The 23154-nt window shown below is 71.5% G+C and carries 20 protein-coding genes; 6 read left to right on the top strand and 14 right to left on the bottom strand.

Translation table 11 applies throughout. The features are described 5' to 3' along the window. Positions 1–25: 25 nt before the first annotated feature. A complete protein-coding gene (pepN, locus tag ACF08N_RS09590) occupies positions 26–2587 on the bottom strand; it encodes an aminopeptidase N (protein WP_392324035.1) in 2562 nt (853 codons plus the stop codon). Between the two features lie 137 nt (positions 2588–2724). Between pepN and ACF08N_RS09585 the strand changes: the two genes are divergently transcribed. Further along, on the top strand, positions 2725–3363 hold the full coding sequence (locus ACF08N_RS09585) for a DsbA family protein (protein ID WP_392324034.1): 639 nt from the start codon (positions 2725–2727) through the stop codon (positions 3361–3363). A 203-nt stretch (positions 3364–3566) separates the two neighbouring features. Here the strand turns inward: ACF08N_RS09585 and ACF08N_RS09580 are convergent, their stop codons facing one another. The 10 genes from ACF08N_RS09580 to ACF08N_RS09535 form a co-directional block, all read right to left on the bottom strand. Next, positions 3567–4202, bottom strand: a complete 636-nt coding sequence (locus ACF08N_RS09580) for a superoxide dismutase (RefSeq protein ID WP_392324033.1) — start codon at positions 4200–4202, stop codon at positions 3567–3569. Between the two features lie 93 nt (positions 4203–4295). Continuing rightward, positions 4296–5366 (bottom strand): glycerophosphodiester phosphodiesterase family protein, encoded by a 1071-nt coding sequence (locus ACF08N_RS09575; protein WP_392324032.1) that lies wholly within the window; start codon positions 5364–5366, stop codon positions 4296–4298. A 107-nt stretch (positions 5367–5473) separates the two neighbouring features. After that, positions 5474–6880: an FGGY family carbohydrate kinase gene (locus ACF08N_RS09570; RefSeq protein WP_392324321.1), complete on the bottom strand. Its 1407-nt coding sequence runs from the start codon at positions 6878–6880 to the stop codon at positions 5474–5476. Positions 6881–6911: 31 nt separating this feature from the next. Further along, positions 6912–7925, bottom strand: a complete 1014-nt coding sequence (locus ACF08N_RS09565) for a 2-hydroxyacid dehydrogenase (RefSeq protein WP_392324031.1) — start codon at positions 7923–7925, stop codon at positions 6912–6914. Next, positions 7922–8998: an ABC transporter ATP-binding protein gene (locus ACF08N_RS09560; protein WP_392324030.1), complete on the bottom strand. Its 1077-nt coding sequence runs from the start codon at positions 8996–8998 to the stop codon at positions 7922–7924. Before ACF08N_RS09560 ends, ACF08N_RS09565 begins: the two co-directional genes overlap by 4 nt. 15 nt (positions 8999–9013) lie before the next feature. Then, positions 9014–9805 (bottom strand): DeoR/GlpR family DNA-binding transcription regulator, encoded by a 792-nt coding sequence (locus tag ACF08N_RS09555; RefSeq protein WP_392324029.1) that lies wholly within the window; start codon positions 9803–9805, stop codon positions 9014–9016. Continuing rightward, positions 9802–10905 carry an ABC transporter ATP-binding protein gene (locus ACF08N_RS09550; RefSeq protein ID WP_392324028.1) on the bottom strand — a complete coding sequence of 368 codons (1104 nt, stop codon included), beginning with the start codon at positions 10903–10905 and terminating at the stop codon, positions 9802–9804. The genes ACF08N_RS09555 and ACF08N_RS09550 overlap by 4 nt, the downstream gene beginning before the upstream one ends. Further along, a complete protein-coding gene (locus tag ACF08N_RS09545; RefSeq protein WP_392324027.1) occupies positions 10902–11753 on the bottom strand; it encodes a carbohydrate ABC transporter permease in 852 nt (283 codons plus the stop codon). The genes ACF08N_RS09550 and ACF08N_RS09545 overlap by 4 nt, the downstream gene beginning before the upstream one ends. Then, positions 11750–12706 (bottom strand): carbohydrate ABC transporter permease, encoded by a 957-nt coding sequence (locus ACF08N_RS09540; RefSeq protein ID WP_392324026.1) that lies wholly within the window; start codon positions 12704–12706, stop codon positions 11750–11752. Before ACF08N_RS09540 ends, ACF08N_RS09545 begins: the two co-directional genes overlap by 4 nt. A gap of 2 nt (positions 12707–12708) precedes the next feature. After that, positions 12709–14130 carry an ABC transporter substrate-binding protein gene (locus tag ACF08N_RS09535; RefSeq protein ID WP_392324025.1) on the bottom strand — a complete coding sequence of 474 codons (1422 nt, stop codon included), beginning with the start codon at positions 14128–14130 and terminating at the stop codon, positions 12709–12711. A 169-nt stretch (positions 14131–14299) separates the two neighbouring features. Here ACF08N_RS09535 and ACF08N_RS09530 point away from each other — a divergent pair, with 169 nt between their 5' ends. Further along, positions 14300–15673, top strand: coding sequence for an FGGY-family carbohydrate kinase (locus tag ACF08N_RS09530; RefSeq protein ID WP_392324024.1), 1374 nt, complete (start codon positions 14300–14302; stop codon positions 15671–15673). Next, positions 15670–16281 (top strand): histidine phosphatase family protein, encoded by a 612-nt coding sequence (locus tag ACF08N_RS09525; protein WP_392324023.1) that lies wholly within the window; start codon positions 15670–15672, stop codon positions 16279–16281. The genes ACF08N_RS09530 and ACF08N_RS09525 overlap by 4 nt, the downstream gene beginning before the upstream one ends. Here ACF08N_RS09525 and ACF08N_RS09520 read toward each other — a convergent pair. Both ACF08N_RS09520 and ACF08N_RS09515 read right to left on the bottom strand, forming a co-directional pair. Beyond that, a complete protein-coding gene (locus tag ACF08N_RS09520; RefSeq protein WP_392324022.1) occupies positions 16265–17701 on the bottom strand; it encodes an amino acid permease in 1437 nt (478 codons plus the stop codon). The genes ACF08N_RS09525 and ACF08N_RS09520 overlap by 17 nt on opposite strands. A 138-nt stretch (positions 17702–17839) precedes the next feature. Then, positions 17840–19225, bottom strand: coding sequence for an amino acid permease (locus ACF08N_RS09515; protein WP_392324021.1), 1386 nt, complete (start codon positions 19223–19225; stop codon positions 17840–17842). 262 nt (positions 19226–19487) lie between these two features. Between ACF08N_RS09515 and ACF08N_RS09510 the strand changes: the two genes are divergently transcribed. After that, positions 19488–20072, top strand: a complete 585-nt coding sequence (locus ACF08N_RS09510; RefSeq protein ID WP_392324020.1) for a biotin transporter BioY — start codon at positions 19488–19490, stop codon at positions 20070–20072. Positions 20073–20149: 77 nt separating this feature from the next. Here the strand turns inward: ACF08N_RS09510 and ACF08N_RS09505 are convergent, their stop codons facing one another. After that, positions 20150–21598, bottom strand: a complete 1449-nt coding sequence (locus ACF08N_RS09505; protein ID WP_392324019.1) for an amino acid permease — start codon at positions 21596–21598, stop codon at positions 20150–20152. A 232-nt stretch (positions 21599–21830) separates the two neighbouring features. On the opposite strand from ACF08N_RS09505, the gene ACF08N_RS09500 reads away from it, so the two are divergent. Together ACF08N_RS09500 and ACF08N_RS09495 are read left to right on the top strand one after the other, a co-directional pair. Continuing rightward, on the top strand, positions 21831–22325 hold the full coding sequence (locus tag ACF08N_RS09500; RefSeq protein WP_392324018.1) for a ribose-5-phosphate isomerase: 495 nt from the start codon (positions 21831–21833) through the stop codon (positions 22323–22325). After that, complete coding sequence (locus tag ACF08N_RS09495) at positions 22325–23143, top strand: Fpg/Nei family DNA glycosylase (RefSeq protein ID WP_392324017.1); 819 nt, start codon at positions 22325–22327, stop codon at positions 23141–23143. The genes ACF08N_RS09500 and ACF08N_RS09495 overlap by 1 nt, the downstream gene beginning before the upstream one ends. Positions 23144–23154: the final 11 nt, after the last annotated feature.

The following is a 23154-nucleotide window of genomic DNA, read 5'->3' as shown; positions in this document are numbered from 1 at the left end:
GGGGTGGGGAAAAGAACCCCCGGCCTCACGACCCGTCCCGCTCCTGCGCCCGCAAGCCCCTCGCCAGGTCGTCGCGGGACTCCAGGACCAGGCGGCGCAGCGCCGGTGCCGCCGGCTCGTGCGAGGCGAGCCAGTCGTCCGTCGCCGACAGCGTCAGGGGCGCGTCCTGGAGCGACGGGTACAGGCCCCGCACCACGTCCATCCCGATCTGGATCGACCGCTCCGACCACAGGCGCTCGATCGCCTCGAAGTACTTCGGCGCGTACGGCGCCAGCAGCTCCCGCTGCGACGGCTGGACGAAGCCCGCGATCGTCGCCTCCACCAGCGCGTTGGACAGCGCGTCCGACTCGACCACCGCCGCCCACGCCTGGGCCTTCACCGCCGCGGACGGCCGCGCCGCCAGGCACCGCACCTGGTGCCGCTTGCCCGACGCCGTGTCGTCGCGTGCCAGCTCCGCCGCGATCGCGGACTCGTCCGCCCTGCCGTGCGCGGCCAGCGGCTCCAGGAACGCCCAGCGCAGCTCCTGGTCCACGTCCAGGCCCTCGATCTTCTCCGTGCCGTCCAGCAGACCGGACAGCAGCCGGAAGTCCGTGTCCCGTGTCGCCACCGAGGCGAAGAACCGCGCCCACGTCAGCTGGTGCTCCGTGCCCGGCTCCGCGCGCCGCAGCTCCCCGAGCGCTCCCTCGGCGAGCAGCCGGCCGCCCTCCTCGCGCCATGCGGGCGCCGCGTAGTGCACCAGCGCGGTACGCGTCCACGCGTGCAGCATCTGCAGCACACCGATGTCCGACTCGCGCCCCGCGAACCGCAGCACCAGGTCCACGAAGTCCCGCGCCGGCATCAGCGCGTCACGCGTCATGTTCCACAGCGCCGACCAGGCGAGCGCCCGCGCCAGGGGGTCGTCGATGTCGCCCAGGTGGGCCCGCAGCGTCGTCAGCGAGTCCTCGTCGAATCGGACCTTGCAGTAGGTCAGGTCCTCGTCGTTGACCAGCACGAGCTGTGCCCGCTCCGCACCGGCGAGCTCGGACACCACGGTGCGCGCCCCGACGACGTCCACGTCGGCGCTCGCGTACCGGACGAGCTTGGTGCCCTCGACCCGGTACAGGCCGACCATCACCCGGTGCGGACGGAGTCTGTCGCCGTCCTGGACCACGGTCAGCTCGGCGAGCCTGCCGTCCTCGCCGTACACGGCCTCGGGCGTGAGCGAGTTGACCCCGGACGTCTCCAGCCAGGAGCGCGACCACTGCTTGAGGTCCCGCCCGGAGGTCTCCTCCAGCACGGACAGGAGGTCGCCGAGGCGGGTGTTCCCGTAGGCGTGGCGCTTGAAGTAGCGCCGCGCGCCCTCCAGGAACGCGTCCCGCCCCACGTACGCCACCAGCTGCTTGAGCACCGACGCGCCCTTGGCGTACGTGATGCCGTCGAAGTTGAGCTTGGCGTCCTCCAGGTCACGGATGTCGGCCGTGATCGGGTGCGTGGTCGGCAGCTGGTCGTCGCGGTACGCCCCGGCCTTGCGGTTGTTGGCGAAGGTGACCCAGCCGCTGGTGAACCGGGTGGCCTCCACCATCGAGAACGAGCCCATGAAGTCCGCGAACGACTCCTTGAGCCACAGGTCGTCCCACCACTGCATGGTGACCAGGTCGCCGAACCACATGTGCGCCATCTCGTGCAGAACGATGGTCGCCCGGCGCTCGTACGCCGCCTGCGTCACCTTGCCGCGGAAGACGAACTCCTCACGGAAGGTCACACAGCCCGGGTTCTCCATCGCGCCGATGTTGTACTCGGGCACGAACGCCTGGTCGTACTTCCCGAACGGGTACGGGTGGTCGAAGTGGTCGTGGAAGAAGTCCAGGCCCTGCTTGGTGATCAGGAAGATGTCGTCGGCGTCGAAGTACCTGGCGAGGCCCTTGCGGCACATCGCGCCCAGCGGGATCCGCAGCACCGTCCCGTCCGGAAGCTCTCGCTCGTACAGGTCCGTCTCGTAGTGGTACGGGCCGGCGACGACCGCCGTGATGTACGTGGAGATCGGCCGCGTCTCGGCGAAGCGCCACACCCCGTCCTCCGCGCGGGCGCCCTCCCGGTTGCTCCACACGGTCCAGCCCTCGGGCGCGGTCACCTCGAAACGGAACGGTGCCTTGAGGTCGGGCTGCTCGAAGTTCGCGAAGACGCGGCGCGCGTCGGCCGGCTCGTACTGCGTGTAGAGGTAGACCTCGCCGTCCTCCGGGTCGACGAAGCGGTGCAGCCCCTCGCCGGTGCGGCTGTAGGCGCACTGCGCGTCCACGACGAGGACGTTCTCGGCGGCCACGGCGTCGAGCGCGATCCGCGACCCGTCGAAGGCGGCGGCGGGGTCGAGCTCCCGGCCGTTGAGTGTGATGCTGCTCACGGACGGCGCGATCAGGTCAACGAAGGTCGGCGCCCCCGGCTCCGCGGCGCGGAAGCGGATCGTGGTCACCGAACGGAAAGTGCGCGGCCCAGACCCCTCCTCGGCGTCCCCGACCGCAGAGCGTACGTCGAGGGCGACTTCGTACCCGTCGACGGTCAGCAGCCCGGCCCGGGTGCGGGCCTCGTCGCGGGACAGATTCTCACCGGGCACGGGCACTCCTTCGTGTCTCGTTCGAACAGGAGCGATCCTCCCATGTGCCCCTGGCAGCCGGTACGGGGGAATCCCTCGCGGGCGGGTCGTGTTGCCCAGGCGAGGCAGGCAGGGTGCCGCCCTTCACGAGGAGTGACATGTCCGACAACGGCAAGACGCCAGTCGACTTCTGGTTCGATCCCCTGTGCCCCTGGGCCTGGATGACCTCCCGCTGGATGCTGGAGGTCGAGAAGGTCCGCGAAGTCGAGGTCCGCTGGCACGTGATGAGTCTCGCCGTGCTGAACGAGAACAAGCTGGACGAGCTCCCGGAGGAGTACCGGGAGATGCTCGCCACCCGGGCGTGGGGCCCGGTGCGGGTCGTCGTCGCCGCCGCGCAGGAGCACGGCGAGGAGGTGCTCGGCAAGCTGTACACCGCGCTCGGCACCCGCTTCCACAACGAGGGCCGCGGGCCCGTCCGCGAGGCGGTCGTCGATGCCCTGGAGGAGGTCGGCCTGCCGGTCTCTCTCGCCGACTACGCCGACAAGGACACCTACGACGCCGAGCTGCGCGCCTCCCACAAGGAGGGCATCGACAAGGTGGGCCAGGACGTCGGCACGCCGGTCATCGCGGTACCCGGCTCCGACGGCGAGCAGATCGCCTTCTTCGGCCCGGTCGTCACCCCCGCCCCCAAGGGTGAGGAGGCCGCCCGTCTGTGGGACGGCACGCTGATGGTCGCGTCGATACCGGGCTTCTACGAGATCAAGCGCACCCGCACGGCGGGGCCCAGCTTTGAGTGAATCCCCGCATGGGCGGGGAGCAGGACATCCATCGCACCCGCACTCAGGGTCCGATCGGGCCATCTCCGCGCCGGCGAGGAGCATGCCCTGAACGACGAAGACGGCCCCCCACGAGTCACGTCCTCGCGGGGGGCCGTCCTTTTTTCCGCCTGCCCGGTGAAGGGTGAGAAGACGATCACGAGCAGGACGTCTCGTCGCCGGGGTCAGGGCGCGATCAGCGGGGTGCGCTCCTTGGCCTGCTCGTAGCGCTTCGCCACGTCCTGCCAGTTCACCACCTGCCACATGGCGTCGATGAAGTCGACCTTCTGGTTCTTGTACTGCAGGTAGAAGGCGTGCTCCCAGGCGTCGAAGACGAGGATCGGCACGGTTCCCTGGCCGACGTTGCCCTGGTGGTCGTAGACCTGCTCGACGATCAGCCGGCCGCTGACCGGCTCGTACGCCAGCACGCCCCAGCCGGACCCCTGGGTGGTCGCGGACGCCTTCGTCATCTGGGACTTGAACTTCGCGAAGGAGCCGAAGGACTCGGCGATCGCGTCGGCGAGTTCGCCGACGCCGTCCTTCTCCAGCGGCTCGCCGCCGCCGTCGCCGGTCATGTTGTGCCAGTAGATGCTGTGCAGGATGTGGCCGGAGAGGTGGAACGCGAGGTTCTTCTCCAGACCGTTGATCGCGCCCCAGGCCTCCTTGTCGCGCGCCTCCGCCAGCTGCTCCAGGGTGTCGTTCGCGCCCTTCACGTAGGCCGCGTGGTGCTTGTCGTGGTGCAGCTCGATGATCTGCGGGTTGATGACCGGTTCGAGCGCCGCGTAGTCGTACGGAAGTTCAGGAAGCGTGTAAGTGGCCATGGTCCGGTCCCTCCGACTGCCAACTGCTTATTGCACATCTTATGCAACTGCACGCTAGCAGCAGGAGGGCCGGAGCGTGATCGGCCCCTGGTCCTAGGACCCCGCGACGAACTCCTCGCGCGCGAGCACCGCGAGGTCGGGGAAGTCGGTGACGACGGCGTCGACGCCGAGCCCGTAGTGCAGGGCGTACTCGGCGAACGCGTCACCGAAGCCGTTCGGGTCCGTCCCGCGGCGCAGTTCGGCGGGCAGGAACTGGTTCTCCGCGCGGAAGGTGTACGCGCCGACCCGCAGCCCGGCCGCGTGCGCGTCCTTCAGCAGCGTCGACGGCGCGACGACGGACGCCTTGTCCGGGCCGATCCAGTCCGCGTACGAGGCGATCTCGCGCAGCCCCTCGGGCGTCATCATCTGCGCGTACGTCGTGTCGTGCCCGTACGGGCCGCCCCTGGTGCCGAGCGCCTGCCACAGCGGGACGCGCAGCCCCGCCTCCGCCACGCGCAGCAGGCTGGACGGCTCGAAGGACTGGATGACGCACTCGCGCCCGTCCAGCCGGTTGCGGCGCACCAGCCGCACCAGCTCCTCCTCCAGCGGGAGCCCGACGGAGCGGAAGTAGCTCGGGTGCTTGGTCTCCGGGAACACGGCGATCGTGCGGCCGTGCTCCTTGGACAGGGCGCGGGCGAGGTCCACGACCTCCTGGAACGTCATGACGCTGTCGCGGCCGTCGAAGACGGTGTTGCGGTTGCGCACCAGTGGCAGCCGCTCGACCGCCCGGAGCGTCTTGAGCTCGGCGAGCGTGAAGTCCTCGGTGAACCAGCCGGTCACCGCCCGCCCGTCGACGGTCTTCGTGGTGCGGCGGGACGCGAACTCGGGCCTCCGTGCGACGTCCGTCGTCCCGGAGATCTCGTTCTCGTGCCGCACGACGAGCACATGGTCCCTGGTCGGTACGAGGTCGGGCTCGATCCAGTCGGCCCCGGCCTGGACGGCCGCGGTGTACGAGGAGGCGGTGTGCTCGGGCCGCCAGCCGGCGGAGCCGCGGTGGCCGATGACGAGCGGGCCCCTCGGCCGCGTCGCCGGTTCCGCGGCGGCGGGCGCGGCGGGCAGTGCGGTGACGGCGGCGGCCGCCCCGGCGGCGAACAGCAGCGAACGGCGTCCTGGAGTAGCGGACATACGGGTCTCCCTGAAGAGGACTGCTCGGGCACGTGGGGGGCGCTGTGCACACGCTGGTCACAGGAGGTTGCGCCGGGGAGGCGGCCTGATGGCTGCCTGATGGCCGCTCAGGTCCGGCGCGCGCGGGCCCGGGCGGCCGTCAGCCGGTCCAGGTGCTCCTCGTACGCGGTGGCGTAGTACGCGGCCCGTCCCGGGTCCGGCGCGACCACGGCCGTCGGGGCCGTCCAGGACGCCGCGTCCAGCTCCACGCCGTGCCGCGCGGCGGACGCCAGGACCGCGCCCCTGGCGCCCACCTCGCCCTCCACGATGCGCAGTTCGCGCCCGAGGACGTCCGCGAACAGGCGCATCCAGGCGGGGGAGCGGGTACCGCCGCCGCAGAGGGCGAGGGTGCCGGTCAGCCCGGCGGCGTCCAGGCAGTGGCGCGCGGCGAAGGCGATGCCCTCGCAGGTGGCGCGGATCAGGTCGCCCTTCGTCGACTCCAGGCTCACGCCGGACAGTTCGGCGCGCAGCCGGGGCTCGACGAAGGGCGCGCGTTCCCCGGACGGCGCGAAGTAGGGCAGCACCCGCACCCCGTGCGCGCCGGGCGGGGTCGCGGCCAGCAGGGCGTCGACCTCGCTGTGGCGGACGCCGGTCGTGGCGAGCACCCAGTCGAGCGCGGCCGTGCCCACCATCGCCGGCATGGCGCGCAGGAAGTCGCCGGGCCGGTCGGTCGAGATGTACAGGCCGGCCGGCTCACCGGCGAGATCGACGTCGCGGGTGGCGACCAGCGACGCCAGGCAGGTGCCGACGATCAGCAGACCGTCGCCGGGCGCGGTGACGCCCGCGCCGAGGGCGCAGGCCGCCAGATCGAACGGGCCGTTGGCGATGGGCGCTCCGGAGGGCAGCGTGCCGATGGCGAGGGGGTCGGCGACCGGGGGGAGCAGGCCGGTGCGGTGGGACAGCCCGAGCGTGTCGAGCACGTCCGCCGCGTACCTGCGGGTGTGCGGGTCGAGGAAGGGCATCGACGCGTCGGACACGTCGGTCGCCCGCACCCCGGTCAGCCGCTGGAAGACCATGTCCTTGCAGTAGAGGGCGGCGGACGCCGCGTCCAGGGACTGCGGCTCGTGCTGCTCCAGCCAGGCCAGTACGGGGCCGGGGCAGCCGGGGAACATGGCGCTGCCGGTGCGCCGGAACACCGACTCGAAGACGCCCGACGCGAGCCATTCGCCGACCAGTTCGTGCGCGCGGCCGTCCATCCAGGAGATGGCGGGCCGCACGGGCCGGCCGCTCTCGTCGACCAGCCACACCCCGTCGCCCTGCCCGGTGAGGCCGACCAGGGCGACCGGCTCGCCCCCGGCGGACAGCGCCCCGAGGACGCCGACGACCGCGTCGTACACCTCGTCCATGTCCTGTTCGACCCGGCCGCCGCGGATGTCCAGGGCCACGGGGCGGGACTCGACGGCCAGCGCCGTCCCGCTCGCGTCGAAGGCGGCGGCCTTCACCACGGACGTGCCCACATCGATGCCGACGAACATCGCCATTGCCGCAGCCTCCTCGGCTCGGGTGTCAGGTCAGTGCGTGCGCGAGCGGTTCACCGCGGACGTAGCGCGCCACCTCCGCCGCCGCGATCGCCGCCGCCTTGTGCGCCACGGCCCGGCTCGCTCCTCCCAGATGCGGAGTGAGCACCAGATGCGGGGTGTTCAGCAGACGCGAGCCGGGCGCGGGCGGCTCCTGCTCGTAGGTGTCCAGCGCGGCCGCGGCCAGGTGGCCGCTGTCCAGCGCGTCGCACAGCGCCTCGGTGTCGAGGAGGCCGCCGCGTGCCGCGTTCACCAGGACCGAACCCTCCGGCATCAGCGCCAGCTCCCGGGCGCCGATCATCCGCCGGGTCTCGGGGGTGAGCCGGGCGTGCAGGGTCACGACGCGGGAGCGGGTGAGCAGCGCCTCCAGCGAGGACGCGCGCATGCCGTGCACGTCGCCGCGCACATACGGGTCGTACACCTCCACCTCGGCGCCGAACGCGCTGAGCACCCGGGCGACCCGGCTGCCGACCGCGCCGTATCCGACGAGACCGACGGGGGTGTCCTCCAGCTCGGGCCCGCACCGCTCGTACGTGTAGTAGGAGGCGTCCCAGCGGCCCTGGCGGGCGAGGGAGTCGTGCGCCTCGGGGATGCGGCGCAGCGCGGAGAGCATCAGCCCGATGGTGAACTCGGCCGTGGCCGCCGCGTTGCGGCCCGGCGCGAAGCAGACGCGCACCCCGCGGGCGCGGGCCGCCTCGGCGTTCACGTTCACCGGCCCGCCGCGGCAGACGGCGATCAGGCGCAGCGAGGGCGCCGCGGCGAGCACCCGCTCGGTGAAGGGCGCCATCTGCGTCACGCAGACCTCGACGCCGTCGAGCACCTCGATCAGGGCGTCCTCGGCGTCGCTCGCCTCGTCGACCTCGCTCACCTTGCCGAAGGGTTCCAGCGGCCAGGGCAGGGCCAGTTCGGTCAGGTCGAAGGGGTGGCCGGCGAGGTCGTGGCGCAGCGCCGCCTCGATGAGGGCGTTGCGGACGAACAGGTCACCGGCGGCAAGGATCTTCATCGCAGGGCGTCTCCCGTATCGGCGTCGAAGACATGCGTGAGCTCGGCGTCGGCGGCGACATGGACGGCCGCGCCGCGTTCCGGGCGCACATCGGGTGCGGTCTGCACGACCAGTGGACGGTCCACGCCCTCCAGGGCGAGGGTGGCGATCCCCGCCTCCAGGAGCGGTTCGTGGGCGCTGACGGTGGCCCGTACGCCGACGTCCGTCAGCCGCAGGTCCTCGGGGCGCACGCCGAGGACCACCCGGCGGCCCGCGGGGAGGGGCCTCGGCAGGGGCACGCGCACGGTGGGCGACAGCCGCAGCAGGCCGCCGGTCTCGACGGTGCCCGGGAGCAGGTTCATCGCGGGCTCCCCGACGAAGTCGGCGACGAAGAGGTTCGCGGGCGCGTCGTAGATCTCGTGCGGGGTGCCGAGCTGCTGGATCACCCCGTCCTTCATCACCGCGATCCGGTCGGCCAACGACAGCGCCTCCTCCTGGTCGTGTGTGACCAGGATCGTCGTGTGCCCGAGATCCCGCTGGATCCGTTTGAGCTCACGGCGCGTCGTGTCGCGCTGGCCCGCGTCCAGGTGGGACAGGGGTTCGTCCAGCAGCAGGACGTCGGGCTCGCGGATGAGGGCCCGGGCGAGCGCGACCCGCTGCTTCTGGCCGCTGGAGAGGGCGGCGGGACGGGCGTCGAGCAGGCCGGAGATCCCGATCCGCTCGGCCATCGCGCCGACCCGCCGCGCGATCTCGGCCCGGCCGGCGCCGCGCCGGGCGGCCAGTCCGAAGGCGAGGTTCCCGGCGACCGTGAGCGGCGGGTAGAGCGCGTAGTTCTCGAAGGCGACGCCGATGTTGCGGCGCTGGGCGGGCAGTCCCACCACGGAGGTGCCGTCGACGAGGATGTCGCCGCCCGTCACCTGTTCGAGGCCGGCGATCATCCGCAGGGTCGTGGACTTCCCGCAGCCGGACGGGCCGAGCAGCCCGAGCAGTTCGCCGGACTCCAGCCGCAGATCGATCCCGCGCACCGCCTCCACGGCGGGCCGCCCGCGGGCGGTGTACGTCTTGCGCAGTTCGTGCAGGGCCAGTTCGGTCACCCGCCCACCTCCCGCTCAGTCATCGCCCACCTCACAGATCTGGTAGGGGACCTTGTGCTCGTCCAGTTCGCGCAGCGCCTCGGCCGGGGCGCCGTCGTCGACGAGCACCAGGTCGAAGCGGGAGAGCGGGGCCAGGCGGTGCAGTGCCACCCGGCCCAGCTTGGAGTGGTCGAGCAGCAGGACGTTGCGCGCCGCCGAGTCGAGCATCGCCCGCTTCACGGACACGATGTGCTGCTCCTGGTGGTAGGCGAAGCCCCCGGAGACGGCGGACGTCGAGGTGAAGCAGATGTCGACCTGCAGCGACTGGACGGCCTCCACGCACGAGACCCCGAGGAACGAGGAGTGCAGCGGGTCGTAGTCGCCGCCGAGCGCCATCAGGTGGATGCCGCGCTCCGCCGACAGCAGGGTCAGGGCCTCCAGGAAGTTGGTGACGACCGTCAGCGGGGTGATCGGGGAGAGCCGGCGGGCGATCTCCAGTGTGGAGGTGGAGTCGTCGAGCATGACGGCCATGCCCGGCTCGACGAGGGTCAGCGCGCGGGCCGCCACGGCCGCCTTCTCCCGGCGCATGGTCTTGAGCCGGTAGGCGACGTTCGACTCGAACACCCCGGAGGGCTGGGCGGTCACACCGCCGCGGAACTTGCGCACGATGCCCTGTCTCTCCAGCTCGTCGAGATCGCGGTGGATGGTCATCAGACTGACGTCGAACCGCTCGGCGAGCTCGGCCGCCGTCCCTTCGCCCCGGGCGAGGACGTACTCGGCTATCGCCGCCTGACGGAGTGCGGGGCCGCGCTGCGCCGGTGTGCTCATGAGGTGTGTCCTTCGATCCTTCGTCCTGGTCCCTGCGGCCCGTCGGCCTCGAACAGCAGCAGGGTCTCAGGCCGGGCGGTCAGCCGGACAGGATCGTCGGGACGCAGTCGTGCGGCCTCGGCGCGCGGCACGACGAGCGAGACGTGCCGGCTGCCGACGCGGACGGTCACCTCGACGGAGCGCCCCAGGGGCTCGGTGACGTAGACGCTTCCGGTCAGCACGCAGCCCGCCCCGCCGCCGAGGGCGAGGTCCCGCGGCCGTACGCCCAGCTGGAGGGGCGTGCCGGGCGCGGCGGCCACCCGGGGAGCGCCCTCGCAGTCGCCCTCCAGCAGGCGGAACGTCCCGTCCTCGCCCGCGGTCCCCGGCAGCAGGTTGATCCGCGGCCGCCCGAACGAGAGGGCCGTGAAGGTGTCGTACGGCCGGTGCCAGATCTCCTCGCGGGTGCCCGTCTGCACGATCCGCCCGTCCCGGATCACCCCGATCCGGTCGCCCAGCGCGAGCGCCTCCACCGAGTCGTGCGTGACGTACAGGGTGGTCGTGCGGCGGACAGCGCCGATGGCCTTGAGCTCGGCGCGCATCGCCTGGCGCAGCTTGGCGTCCAGGTGGGACAGCGGCTCGTCGAGCAGGAACGCCCGCGCCGGCCGCACCAGCACCCGCCCGAGCGCCACGCGCTGGCGCTGCCCGTTGGACAGCTCGCCCACGGGCCGGTCCAGCAGGGCGCCGATGCCGAGCAGGCCGGCGATCTCCCCGATCCGCTCGCGCGCCTGATCCGCGGGGAGACGGTGGCGCGGCGAGCGGAGCGGGGAGGCGAGATTGTCATATGCCGAGCGGTGTGGATAGAGGGCGTACGACTCGAAACACATGGCGACGCCCCGGTCGTAGGGCTCCACGCCCGTCATGTCCACGCCGCCGAGTTCGACCGTGCCCGCGGTGGGCTCCTCCAGGCCCGCGATGGTCTTGAGGGTGGTCGTCTTGCCCGCTCCCGACGGCCCGAGCAGACAGAAGAACTCGCCCTCGGCCACCTCCAGTTCGATCCCGTCGAGCGCGGTGGTGCGCCCGTACGTCTTGGTGACGCCCCTCAGCGCGATCGCGGCCGTCATGACTTCACCGCGCCGAAGGACAGTCCGCGCACCAGATACCGCTGGATCGTGAGGGCCAGCAGGAGCGGAGGGACGACGGAGACGAGGGCGGCGGCCGCCGTCAGGTTGTACTTGGGCCGGTCGCCGCCGAGGAACGACAGCGCGCCCACCGTCACGGTCTGCGCGTTCGAGGAGGTGAGGATGAGCGGGAAGACGAAGTTGTTCCAGGCGAAGATGAACGCGAGCAGCGACACGGCCGCGACGCCCGGCTTCACCAGCGGCAGCGCGACTTTGAAGAACGCCTGCTTGCGCGTGTAGCCGTCGAGCAGCGCCGCCTGCTCCAGCTCCGGCGACAGGTCGGAGAAGTACGAGCGCATGATCCACACGATCAGCGGCAGGGTGACGAGCTGGAGCACCCACACCATGCCGAGGTACGTGTCGAAGAGCCCGAGCTGCTGGTAGAGCACGAACAGCGGGATGATCACGGTCAGTTCGGGCGCGAACCGGAACGACAGCAGCGTGAACATCAGGTTCTCGGAGCCCTTGAAGTGCCGGCGTGCGGCGGCGTACGCGGCGGGCAGCCCGATCGCCAGCGACAGCAGCACCGCGCCCAGCGACACGACCAGGCTGTTGAGGAAGAACCGCACGAACGGCACGCCCTGGTCGTCGCCCGCGCCCAGCACGGTGCGGTACGAGTCGAGCGTCGGCGTGAAGGAGAAGTACGTGCTGAACAGCTGCTCGGCCGGCTTCAGCGACAGGATCAGCATCCAGGCGACCGGGAACAGCGCGAAGACGAAGTAGAGGACGAGCGCGCCGTCCGCGGCGACGGCGATCACGCGGCGTTTCACGGTCCCGGGTTTTGCGGTCATCGGGGCACCTCCGCGGCGCGGTCGTTGACACGGCCGAGGTAGCGCACGAGCACCATGGCGGCCAGGTAGACCACGGCCCACAGCACGATCGTGTAGCTGATGCCGAACGAGTAGCGCTGGAAGCGGATGGCCTCCAGGTAGGCGCGGATCTGCAGCACCACGGTCGAGTCGCCGGGGCCGCCCTCGGTGAGCGCGTAGATGATGTCGAAGACCTTCAGCGAGTCCATGAACCGGAAGATCACCGCGACCAGGACGTACGGCCACAGCATCGGCAGGGTCAGTCTGCGGAAGGTGAACCACCAGTTCGCCCCGTCCACGGCGGCCGCCTCGAACGGCGACCTCGGCAGCGAGCGCAGTCCCGCCAGGGCCAGGATGGCCACGAACGGGGTGTACACCCAGGCGTCCACGGCGATGGAGGTGAGCAGGGCGCCGGTGGGCGTGTCCGTCCACTGCACCCCGCCGAGCCCGAACGGCTTCAGCAGATGGTTGACGACGCCCACGGACGGCTGGAGCATCAGCTTCCACATGATCGCCGCGATCACCGGCGCGATCATCAGCGGCAGGATCAGGATCTTCTCCAGCACCCGGCCCACCAGGGTGGAGCGGTGCAGCAGCAGGGCGACGCCGACCCCTAGGGCCGTCTCGACGGCCGCGGCGCCCACCGCGTACAGCAGGGTGACCCGCGCGGAGTCCCAGAAAGCGGGCTGGGAGAAGATCCGCCGGTAGTTCTCCAGGCCCACCACATCCGGCACGGGCTTGCTCGCGGCGAAGTCGAACACCGTGTAGTAGAGGCCCAGTCCGAAGGGGTAGAGGATGCCTCCGGTCAGCAGGAGGGCGGGCACGATCAGCAGATAGGGACGCAGCGAGCGGCGCCATGCCGGTACGCCGGGCGCCGCCCGCTCCACCTCCTCGCGCGAGGCCGCCCCGCGGCCGGTCTCCGTCTGCGAGGACAAGCTCAGCCCACCTTGGACGCCAGGTCGCCCGCGAGGCCGTTGAGGACGGACGAGGCGTTCTTGCCGCCGTAGATCTCCTGGAGGGCCGCGGCCCAGCTCGTCGTGGCGTCGAAGAACTGCTCCTGCGGGGTGAACTGGATCTTCGTCTGGCCGACGACCGCCTCGAAGGTGTCGATGAAGCCGGGGATCGCCTTCATCTTGTCCTTGTAGGCGGCGTCCTGGCTGACCGACTGCCGCACCGGGTCGATGTGGTGGTGCCGCACCGCGCTCCTGAGCAGGTGCTCCTTGCCGGTGGCCCACTGGAGGAACAGCCAGGCGGGGAGCTTGTTCTTCGACTTGGCGTTCATCCCGAGCGACCAGATCCACATGTTGGTGGCCAGCGAGCCGCCGGGGCCCTTGGGGCCGGGGTGGAAGGCGATCTTCCCGGAGGCGGGCGACGCGCCCTCGACCGCCTGGAAGTACGCGGCCGTGTCGGCGTCGAAGAGCATCCCCGCCTTCTTCGCCCCGAGATCGCTGGAGCACTGGTACCAGGTGTAAGAGGTCCAGGACGGCGGGCCGCCCTTCTTCACCATGTCGGCCCAGTCGCGAGTGAAGGCGATCGCCTCGGGGGAGTTCATCGCGGGCTTCACCGTGTCGCCCTCGACCGTGAAGTCCTTGAGCCCGTTGCGGGCGTACATCGTCATGAAGCCGGGGTGGATGGTGGCCCAGCTGCGCGAGCCGCGCACCGCGACCCCGTACATGCCGTCGAAGCCGGCGCCCGGCGCCTTGCGCTTGATGGTCCCGGCCAGTTCGCGCAGTTCGTCGAAGGACTCGGCGGGCTTCAGGCCGAGCCTGCCGAACACCTCGGTGTTGTAGGCGACGACGTTGGTCTCCCAGCCCCACGGCAGGGCGTACTGCCCGCCCTGGCCGAGCGGGGCACCGGCCTTCAGCGACCACTGGCCGGCCTGGAGCAGGTTGGGGAAGAAGTCGGCCTGGTCCCATTCGGCGCCGGTGGCGGCCGCGTTGCGCATCCAGGGGCCGAGGTCCTCCAGCCAGCCCGGCGGGCCGTACTGCCACACCATGTAGGCGCCGAGCATGAACACGTCGTAGGAGGCGCGGCCGCTGGACAGGTCGACGGTGAGCTTGTCGAAGTAGTTGTCCTCGGGGAAGACGTCGTACTCGACCTTGATGCCTGTCTTCGCGGTGAACGACTTCAGGTCCGCGATCAGTGCGTCCGTGTACGGGTGCTTGTTCAGCAGCGCCTTGACGGTCCTGCCGTCCGCCCGCTTCCAGTCGAAGGACCCGGTCACGTCGTCGGCCGCCGAGCCCCCGTCCTCCTTCGCGCCGTCGCCGAAGCCCGAGCCGCAGGCGGTGAGCAGCGGGGCCGCGGACGCCGCCGCCGTCAGGGCGAGGAACCGCCGCCGGTCGTGTCCGCGCATGTCCATCCCGACCTCCGCTGTGTCCTTGGGGGCACGCCCCCGGCCCCTGGGGGCCCCGGTTCTCACACGTTCAGCCGACTGGTTAACAGAGCTTGGAACAGGGCCAGTTGGGCGTCAATCCCTCGCGCAACGGAAATTCTCGGTGCACAGTGAGAAGTTCACAGAAGGAGCCGGTATGTGGATGGGAATCGACCTCGGCACACAGGGCGCCCGCGCGGTGCTCGCCACCGACGACGGGGACGTCATCGGCAGCGGCTCGGCCCCGCTGACCGGCAGACGCGACGGAGTGCGCCACGAGCAGTCGCCCGAGGACTGGTGGACCGCCGTGTGCGCCGCCGTCCGCCAGGCGCTGCGCGGCCGGCCGGGCCCCCGCGCGCTGGCCGTCTGCTCCACCTCCGGGACCGTGCTGCTCGCCGACGCGTCGGGTACCCCGCTGACCCCGGCGCTGATGTACGACGACGGCCGCGCGCCGGGGCGCGGCCCCGGCCGGGCGCTGTGGCTGCTGGAGACGTACGGCGCCCGGGGCGGCGCACGCGTGATGCACCAGGCCGACCTGATCGTCTCCCGGCTGGCGGGGCACCCGCTGCCCACGGACTCCAGCCACGCGCTCAAGACCGGCTACGACCCCGAGCGCGGCACCTTCGGCGAACAAGGGCTGCCGGACGGCGTGTTGCCGGACGTGGTGCTGCCTGGCAGCGGACTCGGCCAGGTGTGCCGGACGGCGCAGGAGGAGACCGGCATCCCCGAAGGCACCCTGATCGTGGCCGGCATGACCGACGGCTGTGCCGCGCAGATCGCGTCCGGCTCGCTGACCACCGGCTCCTGGAACTCGGTCCTCGGCACCACTCTCGTCCTCAAGGGTGTCGCCGTGGAACCGCTCCACGACCCCGCCGGAGTGGTCTACAACCACCTCTCGGCGGACGGCAGCTGGCTGCCCGGGGGCGCCTCCGGAGTCGGCGGCGGGGCCCTGCGCGCCGCGTTCCCGGACGCGGACCCCTCCGTCCTCGACCGCCGGGCCGTGGCCTTCGACCCGGCCGGGGCGATCGCCTACCCCCTCGCGTCCCGCGGCGAACGCTTCCCCTTCCTCGCCCCCGACGCCACGGGCCTCCTCCTCGGCACCCCGGCCTCCGACGCCGAGCACTGGGCCGCCCTCCTGCAGGGCGTGGGCCTCGCCGAACGGCTGTGCCTGGACTACCTCGACCAGCTCGGCGCCCCCCTGCACGGACCGCTCACCTTCACCGGCGGCGCGGTCCGCAGCGACCACTGGAACCAGCTGCGCGCCGACATCCTCGGCCGCGAGGTCCGCATCCCGCGCGCCGCGGAACCGGCCCTCGGCATGGCCGTCCTCGCGGCGTACGGGGCGGGCGGCGCGGCCAGCCTCAGCGGGGCCGCCGCGCGCATGGTGCGCCTGCGCGGGACGGTGCGGCCGCGCCGCAGCGAACGCTTCACCGGGCCGTACCTGACGATGGTGGGTGAACTGGAGCGGCGCGGCTGGCTCCCGGAGCCGGTCGCCGCGCACGCACGCGCCCGTACGGAGGAGACCCGATGACCGCCACCCTGCTGCTCGCCCGCCACGGGGAGACCGTCTGGCACGCGGAGAACCGCTACGCGGGTGTCAGCGACGTCGCCCTCACCGACGAAGGCCGCCGCCAGGCGGAGGCGCTCGGTTCCTGGGCGAAGGTGCATCCCGTCGACGCGGTCCGGACCTCCACCGTCTCCCGGGCGATCGAGACCGCGGAGCCGGCGTGCCGGGCCCTCGGGCTCGTACCGCGGACCGAACACGACCTTCGCGAATGCGATTTCGGCGCCGTCGAGGGCCGCACGCTCGCCGAGTTCGCGGCCGAGGACCCGGCCGGCGCGGACGCCTTCCGCGCCGACCCGGTGGCCCATCCGTTCCCGGACGCGGAGGACCCCCGGGCCGTGGCGGCCCGGGGGTCCGAAGCGCTGCGCCGGATCGCCGGCGCGCACGAGGGGGAGCGGGTGCTCGTGGTCGCCCACAACACCCTGCTGCGGCTGGTGCTCTGCGAGCTCCTCGGCATCCCGCTCGCCGACTACCGCAGGGTCTTCCCGCAGCTGCGGAACGCGGCGGTCAGCGAACTGCGGCTGGCCGCGGACGCCAAGCGGGCCGCGCTGATCAGCCTCAATCTGCCGTGCTGACCCCGGCGGTCCCGGATTCGCCCGCCGCGGCACGCGACGCGCGCACCTTCTGGAGCGTGAAGCCGGCCGCGGCGAGCAGCAGGGTCAGGACGCCGGTCCCGAGCAGCTGCAGCCGGGTCTCCTCCTGGCGCAGCATCAGCACGAAGACCGCCGCCATCCCCAGCAGGGCGACCCAGGTCAGGGCCGGGAACAGCCACATCTTCACGACCAGCTTCTCGGGCGCCTCGCGCTCGGTACGGCGGCGCAGGATCAGCTGGGAGACGGCGATGAAGATCCAGACGACGAGGATGATCGCGCCGATGGTGTTGAGCAGCCACATGAAGACGTCGTCCGGCCGCCAGTAGCTCAGCAGCACGCACAGGAAGCCGAAGACCGAGGAGACGAGCACCGCGATACGCGGCACGCCGCCGAAGAGCCGGCCGAGCGCCTTCGGGCCCTCGCCGCGCGCCACCAGCGAGCAGGCCATGCGGGAGGCGCCGTAGATGTTGGCGTTCATCGCCGACAGCAGCGCGACCAGCACGACCACGTTCATGATCTGTCCGGCCGCGGGGATGCCGAGGTGGTTCAGCGTCGCGACGTACGGACCGACCTCGACGACCTTCGGGTCGTTCCACGGCACGAGGGTCACGATGACCGCCATGGAGCCGATGTAGAAGACCGCGATGCGCCACATCGCCGTGCGCACGGCCTTGGCGACGCCCTGCACGGGGTGCTCGGACTCGGCGGCGGCGATGGTCACCGTCTCCAGGCCGCCGTAGGCGAAGACGGAGGCGAGCAGACCGACGACCAGCCCCTCGGAGCCGTTCGGCATGAAGCCGCCGTCACCGGTGAGGTTGCCGGCGCCGGGTGCCTCGGTGCCGGGCAGGACACCGACGATGGCCAGCACGCCGATGCCGAGGAAGAGGACGATCGCGCCGACCTTGAGCGCCGCGAACCAGAACTCGAACTCACCGAAGTTCTTCACGGCGGCCAGGTTCGTGCCGCAGAACACCAGCATGAACAGGGCGACCCACGCCCACTCCGGGGTGTCCGGCATCCAGCCCGTCATGATCTTGGCGGCGCCGATCGCCTCCAGGCCCACGGCCACACAGAGCAGGAACCAGAAGGCCCAGCCCGCGGTGAAGCCGGCCCAGGGGCCGATGGCGCGCTCGGCGTGCACGGAGAAGGAGCCGGAGGCCGGGTTCGCCGCCGACATCTCGCCGAGCATGCGCATCACCAGCATGACGAGCAGGCCGGAGAGTGCGTAGGCGACGACGATGGACGGGCCGGCCGCGGCGATGCCCGCGCCCGAGCCGACGAACAGGCCGGCGCCGATGACACCTCCGAGGGCGATCATCGACAGATGGCGTTGTTTGAGGCCGTGGGCGAGGGTGACGTCGGCCTGCTGGTCGACGGGCGCGGGCGCGGAGGTCCGGGACATGGGCGGCCCTGTTCATGAGCAGAGACGGGGGAGCAGCCGACAGTCTGGGCGCGCGCGCCGCTCACAGGGAACGGTTGTCCGCTATACGGTCACGATCTTCACGCAAAGTCCACACCTCGCCACGGCGTGTCCCGGTGGTCATCCCCGCCGCGCGCGGACCTCGCGGACGGCCGCCACCAGCAGCACCGCCGCGGTCGCCCCGCCCGACCACAGCACCTGGGGACGGGCCGCGTCGTCGTTGAGCATCAGCACCAGGACCGCGGCCATGGCCGCCAGCGCCGCCCAGGTGAGCCAGGGGAACGCCCACATCCGCAGCGTGAGCCGCTCCGGCGTCTCCGCCTCGATACGGCGGCGCAGCCGCAGCTGGGAGACGGCGATCAGACCCCAGACGAACAGCAGCACCGCGCCGACCGCGTTGAGCATGTAGAGGAACACGGAGTCCGGCCACTTCAGATTGAGCAGCACGGACACGAAGCCGAACGCGACCGACGCCAGCACCGCCCGGCGCGGCACCCCCGAGCCCGTCACCTTCAGCAGCCCCTGGGGCGCCTCACCGCGCTCGGCGAGCGAGAAGACCATGCGGGAGGCGCCGTACAGGTTGGCGTTGAGCGCGGACAGCAGCGCGACGAAGACGACGATCTCCATGATCCGCCCGGCGCTCGGTACGCCGATCGAGTCCAGCACGGTGACGTAGGGGCTCAGCCCCGCCTTCTGCGCGGTCCACGGCAGGACGGTCACGATCACCAGCATCGAGCCGACGTAGAAGAAGAGGATGCGCACCACGGCGCTGCGCACGGCCCGCCCCACCGCGCGGGCCGGGTCGGCGGTCTCCGCGGCCGCGATGGTCACGACCTCCAGACCGCCGAAGGCGAACACGACGGCCAGCACGCCGGAGATCACGCCGGACCAGCCGTTCGGCAGGAGGCCGCCGTCGCCGGTGAGATGGCTCAGGCCGACCGGCTCGGTGTCCGGCAGCAGGCCGAGGATCGCGAGGGTGCCGAGCAGCAGGAACAGGACGAGCGCGCCGACCTTGAGCGCGGCGAACCAGAACTCGAACTCGCCGAAGTTCTTCACCGCGGCGAGATTGGCGGCGGTGAACACCAGCATGAAGACCAGCACCCAGCCCCACTGGGGCACGGCGGGCAGCCAGCCGTGCGCGATGGAGGCGGCGGCCGTCGCCTCCGCGGCCAGCACCACCACGAGCAGGAACCAGTACAGCCAGCCCACGCTGAACCCGGCCCAGCGGCCGAGCGCCCGCTCCGCGTGCACCGAGAACGAGCCGGAGGCGGGCATCGCGGAGGACATCTCGCCGAGCATCCGCATCACCAGCGTCGCGAGCGCGCCCGCGATCAGATACGACAGGACGATGCCGGGCCCGGCGACGGCGATGCCCGCGCCCGACCCCACGAAGAGACCCGCGCCGATCACCCCGCCCAGCCCGAGCATCGTCAGATGACGCTGCTTGAGCCCGTGTTCGAGGGGTTCGGCCTCGGCGGCCAGGGGCGTGGGCGACGCGTCGTGCATAGCGGGGAGGACTCTCGTCTCACTCGGAACGAGTTATGGGGAGTCCACAGTCTCCCCGAGCACCGGTCCGTGGCGCAAAACGGCCCTGCGCGCCCCGGACCTCAGTGACCAGCATCACGCCGCGGTACGCATGGTCGCCTTCCTTTGTCCACACTCCACCAACGCGTCGACCGCCGCTTTGTGGGCGGCTGCTCGTGATCGGGCGGATGCCCTGGGCTACCGTCACCGTGTCCCCTGCCGCCCGCACTTCCGTGGAGCCCCGATGAGCACTGCTGTCGCCCCTGTCCGACCCGGAACCGTTCTGGCCGACCTGCTGCCGGCGTCCCGTGTCCGCGACATCGCCCTGGTCGCCGGCGGCGCCGCGCTCACCGGCATCGCGGCCCAGATCTCCGTCCCGGTTCCCGGCTCCCCCGTCCCGGTGTCCGGACAGACCTTCGCCGCCCTGCTCGTCGGCACGGCTCTCGGCGCCCGCCGCGGCTTCCTCGCCCTCGGCCTGTACGCGGTGGCCGGTATGGCCGGCGTCCCGTGGTTCGCCCAGGGCACCTCCGGCTACACGATGCCGTCCTTCGGCTACATCCTCGGCATGCTGCTGGCCGCGACCGTCGTCGGCGGCCTCGCGCGCCGCGGCGCCGACCGGACCGTCCTGCGCACGGCGGGCGCGATGGCCGTCGGCTCGCTGATCATCTACGCGGTCGGCGTCCCGTACCTGGCGCTGGCCACCGGCATGTCGCTCGGCCAGGCGGTCGCCGCGGGCCTGGTGCCGTTCCTGATCGGCGACGCGCTCAAGGCGGCCCTGGCGATGGGCGCGCTGCCGACCACCTGGAAGCTGATCGGCCGCCGCGGCTGAGTCCCGCCGCGGCATGGTCCGCACGTACGAACGCCGCAGCCCCGGTCGCCGGACCGGGGCTGCGGCGTTGTGGCGTGTCAGCCGGAGGTGACCGACGCGGCCGCCTTGCGCTTGCGGACCTGGTCGAGCACCACACCGATGGTCACGACGACCGCGGCCACGAGCACCGACAGGAGCGCGACCTGCCGGTTGGCGTCGTCGTAGACCATGTAGCCCAGGACGAACACGATCATCGCGGCGGTCGCCCAGGTCAGGTACGGGAAGAGCCACATCTTCACGGTCACCTTCTCGGGCGCCTCGCGCAGCAGGATCCCGCGCATGCGCAGCTGCGTGAAGCAGATGACCAGCCAGACGAACAGGGCCACGGCACCCGAGGAGTTCAGCAGGAAGAGGAAGACCGTGTCCTTCCACATGTAGTTGAAGAAGACGGCGACGAAGCCGAAGACGACGGAGCCGAGGATCGCGGCGGTCGGCACGCCCTTCGCGTTGGCCTTGGCGAAGGCCTTCGGCGCGTCACCGCGCTCGCCCAGCGAGAAGGCCATGCGGGAGGCGGTGTACAGGCCCGAGTTGAGGCAGGACAGCACCGCCGTCAGCACGATGACGTTCATGATCTGGCCCGCGGCCGGAATGCCGATCGAGTCCAGGGCGGCGACGTACGAGCCCTTCTCGGTGATCGACTTGTCGTTCCACGGCAGCAGCGTCAGGACGACGAAGATCGAGCCCAGGTAGAAGACCGCGATCCGCCAGATGACGCTGTTGGTGGCCTTGGTGACCGCGCGCCGGGGGTCCTCCGACTCGCCGGCGGCCAGCGTGACGATCTCGCTGCCCATGAAGGAGAAGACCACCATCAGCACACCGGTGAGGATGGCGCCCGCGCCGTTGGGCAGAAAGCCGCCGGCGTCGGTCAGGTGCGCGAAGCCCGCGCCCGGGTTGTCGGAGCCGGGCAGCACGCCGAAGACGGCCAGCAGGCCGATGACGACGAAGGCGCCGATGGCGACGACCTTGATGCCGGCGAACCAGAACTCGAACTCGCCGTAGCTGCCGACCGAGACCAGGTTCGTGGCGGTCAGCACGACCATGACGATCAGCGCCCAGCCCCACTGGGGCACCGCCGGTATCCAGCTCTCCAGGATCACGGCGCCGGCCGTGGCCTCGACCGCGAGGACGACGACCCAGAAGAACCAGTACAGCCAGCCGATGGAGAAGCCGGCCCAGCGGCCGAGCGCCTGGTCCGCGTACGCCGAGAACGAACCGGAGTTCGGCTTGGCGGCGGCCATCTCGCCGAGCATCCGCATCACGAAGACGACCAGCAGGCCGACGAGCGCGTACGACACGAGGATGGCGGGCCCCGCGGCCGCGATACCGGAGCTGGAGCCGACGAAGAGGCCGGCTCCGATCACGCCACCAATGGCGATCATGGAAAGGTGGCGGTTCTTGAGACCGGCCTTGAGACCGTCGGAGGAAGGCGGCTGCCCCGGGATGTGGGACTGGCCGCCTTCCTTTGTGAGGGTCGTCTGCGACGTCATGGACGAATCCTTATGTCTTGGTGCCGCTCGGATTACGAACCCGGGAATTGAAACCCAGTACGCCCCGGTACGGAAGGGCTGACTCCGTTTCGTTGTACTCGTCACTGCGGATTTCGTCGTCCCGGTCCGCCGTCCACCGGTCCGCCAGGCACCCGTCCGCCCGCCCCGGCCGAGCGGCGCCGAGCCGGGCCCCGGGCCCGTGTGCGCCTGCCCCGCATGCCACACTCGAACCATGCGCGTGTACCTCGGTTCCGACCATGCCGGCTTCGAACTCAAGAACCACCTCGTCGAGTGGCTCACGGCCCACGGCCACGAGCCCGTGGACTGCGGTCCCCACATCTACGACGCCCAGGACGACTACCCGCCGTTCTGCCTGCGTGCCGCGGAGAGGACCGCTGCCGACCCGGACAGCCTGGGCATCGTGATCGGCGGCTCCGGCAACGGCGAGCAGATCGCCGCCAACAAGGTCAAGGGCGTCCGTGCCGCCCTCGCCTGGAGCGAGCAGACCGCCGCGCTCGGCCGCGAGCACAACAACGCCAACGTCGTCGCCATCGGCGGCCGCATGCACTCCCTGGAGGAGTCGACGAAGTTCGTCGAGATCTTCCTGAACACCCCGTACTCGGGTGAGGAGCGTCACACCCGCCGCATCGACATGCTCTCCGCGTACGAGACCACCGGCGAGCTTCCCCCGATCCCGGCGCACCACCCGCAGGAGCCGACCGCCTGATGCCCGAAGGGCACACCATCCACCGACTGGCCGCCGACCACTTCGAGAGGTTCGGCGGCCGGTCCGTGCGCGCCACCAGCCCCCAGGGCAAGTTCTCCGACTCGGCCGCCCTCGTGGACGGCCAGGTGCTGGAGACCACCGAGGCCCACGGCAAGCACCTCTTCCTCGGCTTCGGTCCGCTCGGCTGGGTCCACATCCACCTCGGCCTGTTCGGCAAGGTGCACTTCGGGGACACAGCCGACTCCCCGGCGCCACCGCCCACCGACACGGTGCGCCTGCGCCTCGCGAACCCGCACGCGTACGTCGATCTGCGCGGCCCCACCGCCTGCGCGCTGCTCACCGACGGGGAGAAGCAGGCGATCCACGACCGTCTCGGCCCCGATCCGCTGCGCCCGGACGACGGGCCGGACCGGGCCTGGGCCCGGATATCCCGCTCCCGGACGACGATCGCCGCCCTGCTCATGGACCAGAAGATCGTCGCGGGCGTCGGCAACGTCTACCGCGCCGAGGTCCTGTTCCGCCACGGCATCGACCCCTACCGCGCGGGCAAGGATCTGACCCGGCGCGAATGGCACGCGATCTGGGACGACCTGGTGATGCTGATGCGCGAGGGCGTGCGCAACAACCGCATCGACACGGTCCGTCCCGAGCACACCCCCGAGGCGATGGGCCGCCCGCCGCGCGTCGACGACCACGGCGGCGAGGTCTACGTCTACCGCCGGGCGAACCTGCCGTGCCACATCTGTGGCGGCGAGATCCGCACCGCCGGTCTCGCCGCCCGCAACCTCTTCTGGTGCCCCGCCTGCCAGAGCCGCTAGGTCCGCGGGGT

This window comes from Streptomyces sp. NPDC015127, assembly GCF_043080095.1.
Lineage (GTDB): Bacteria > Actinomycetota > Actinomycetes > Streptomycetales > Streptomycetaceae > Streptomyces.
The sequence above is the reverse complement of the archived record's forward strand: the minus strand, read 5'-3'. Positions and strand labels throughout refer to the sequence as shown.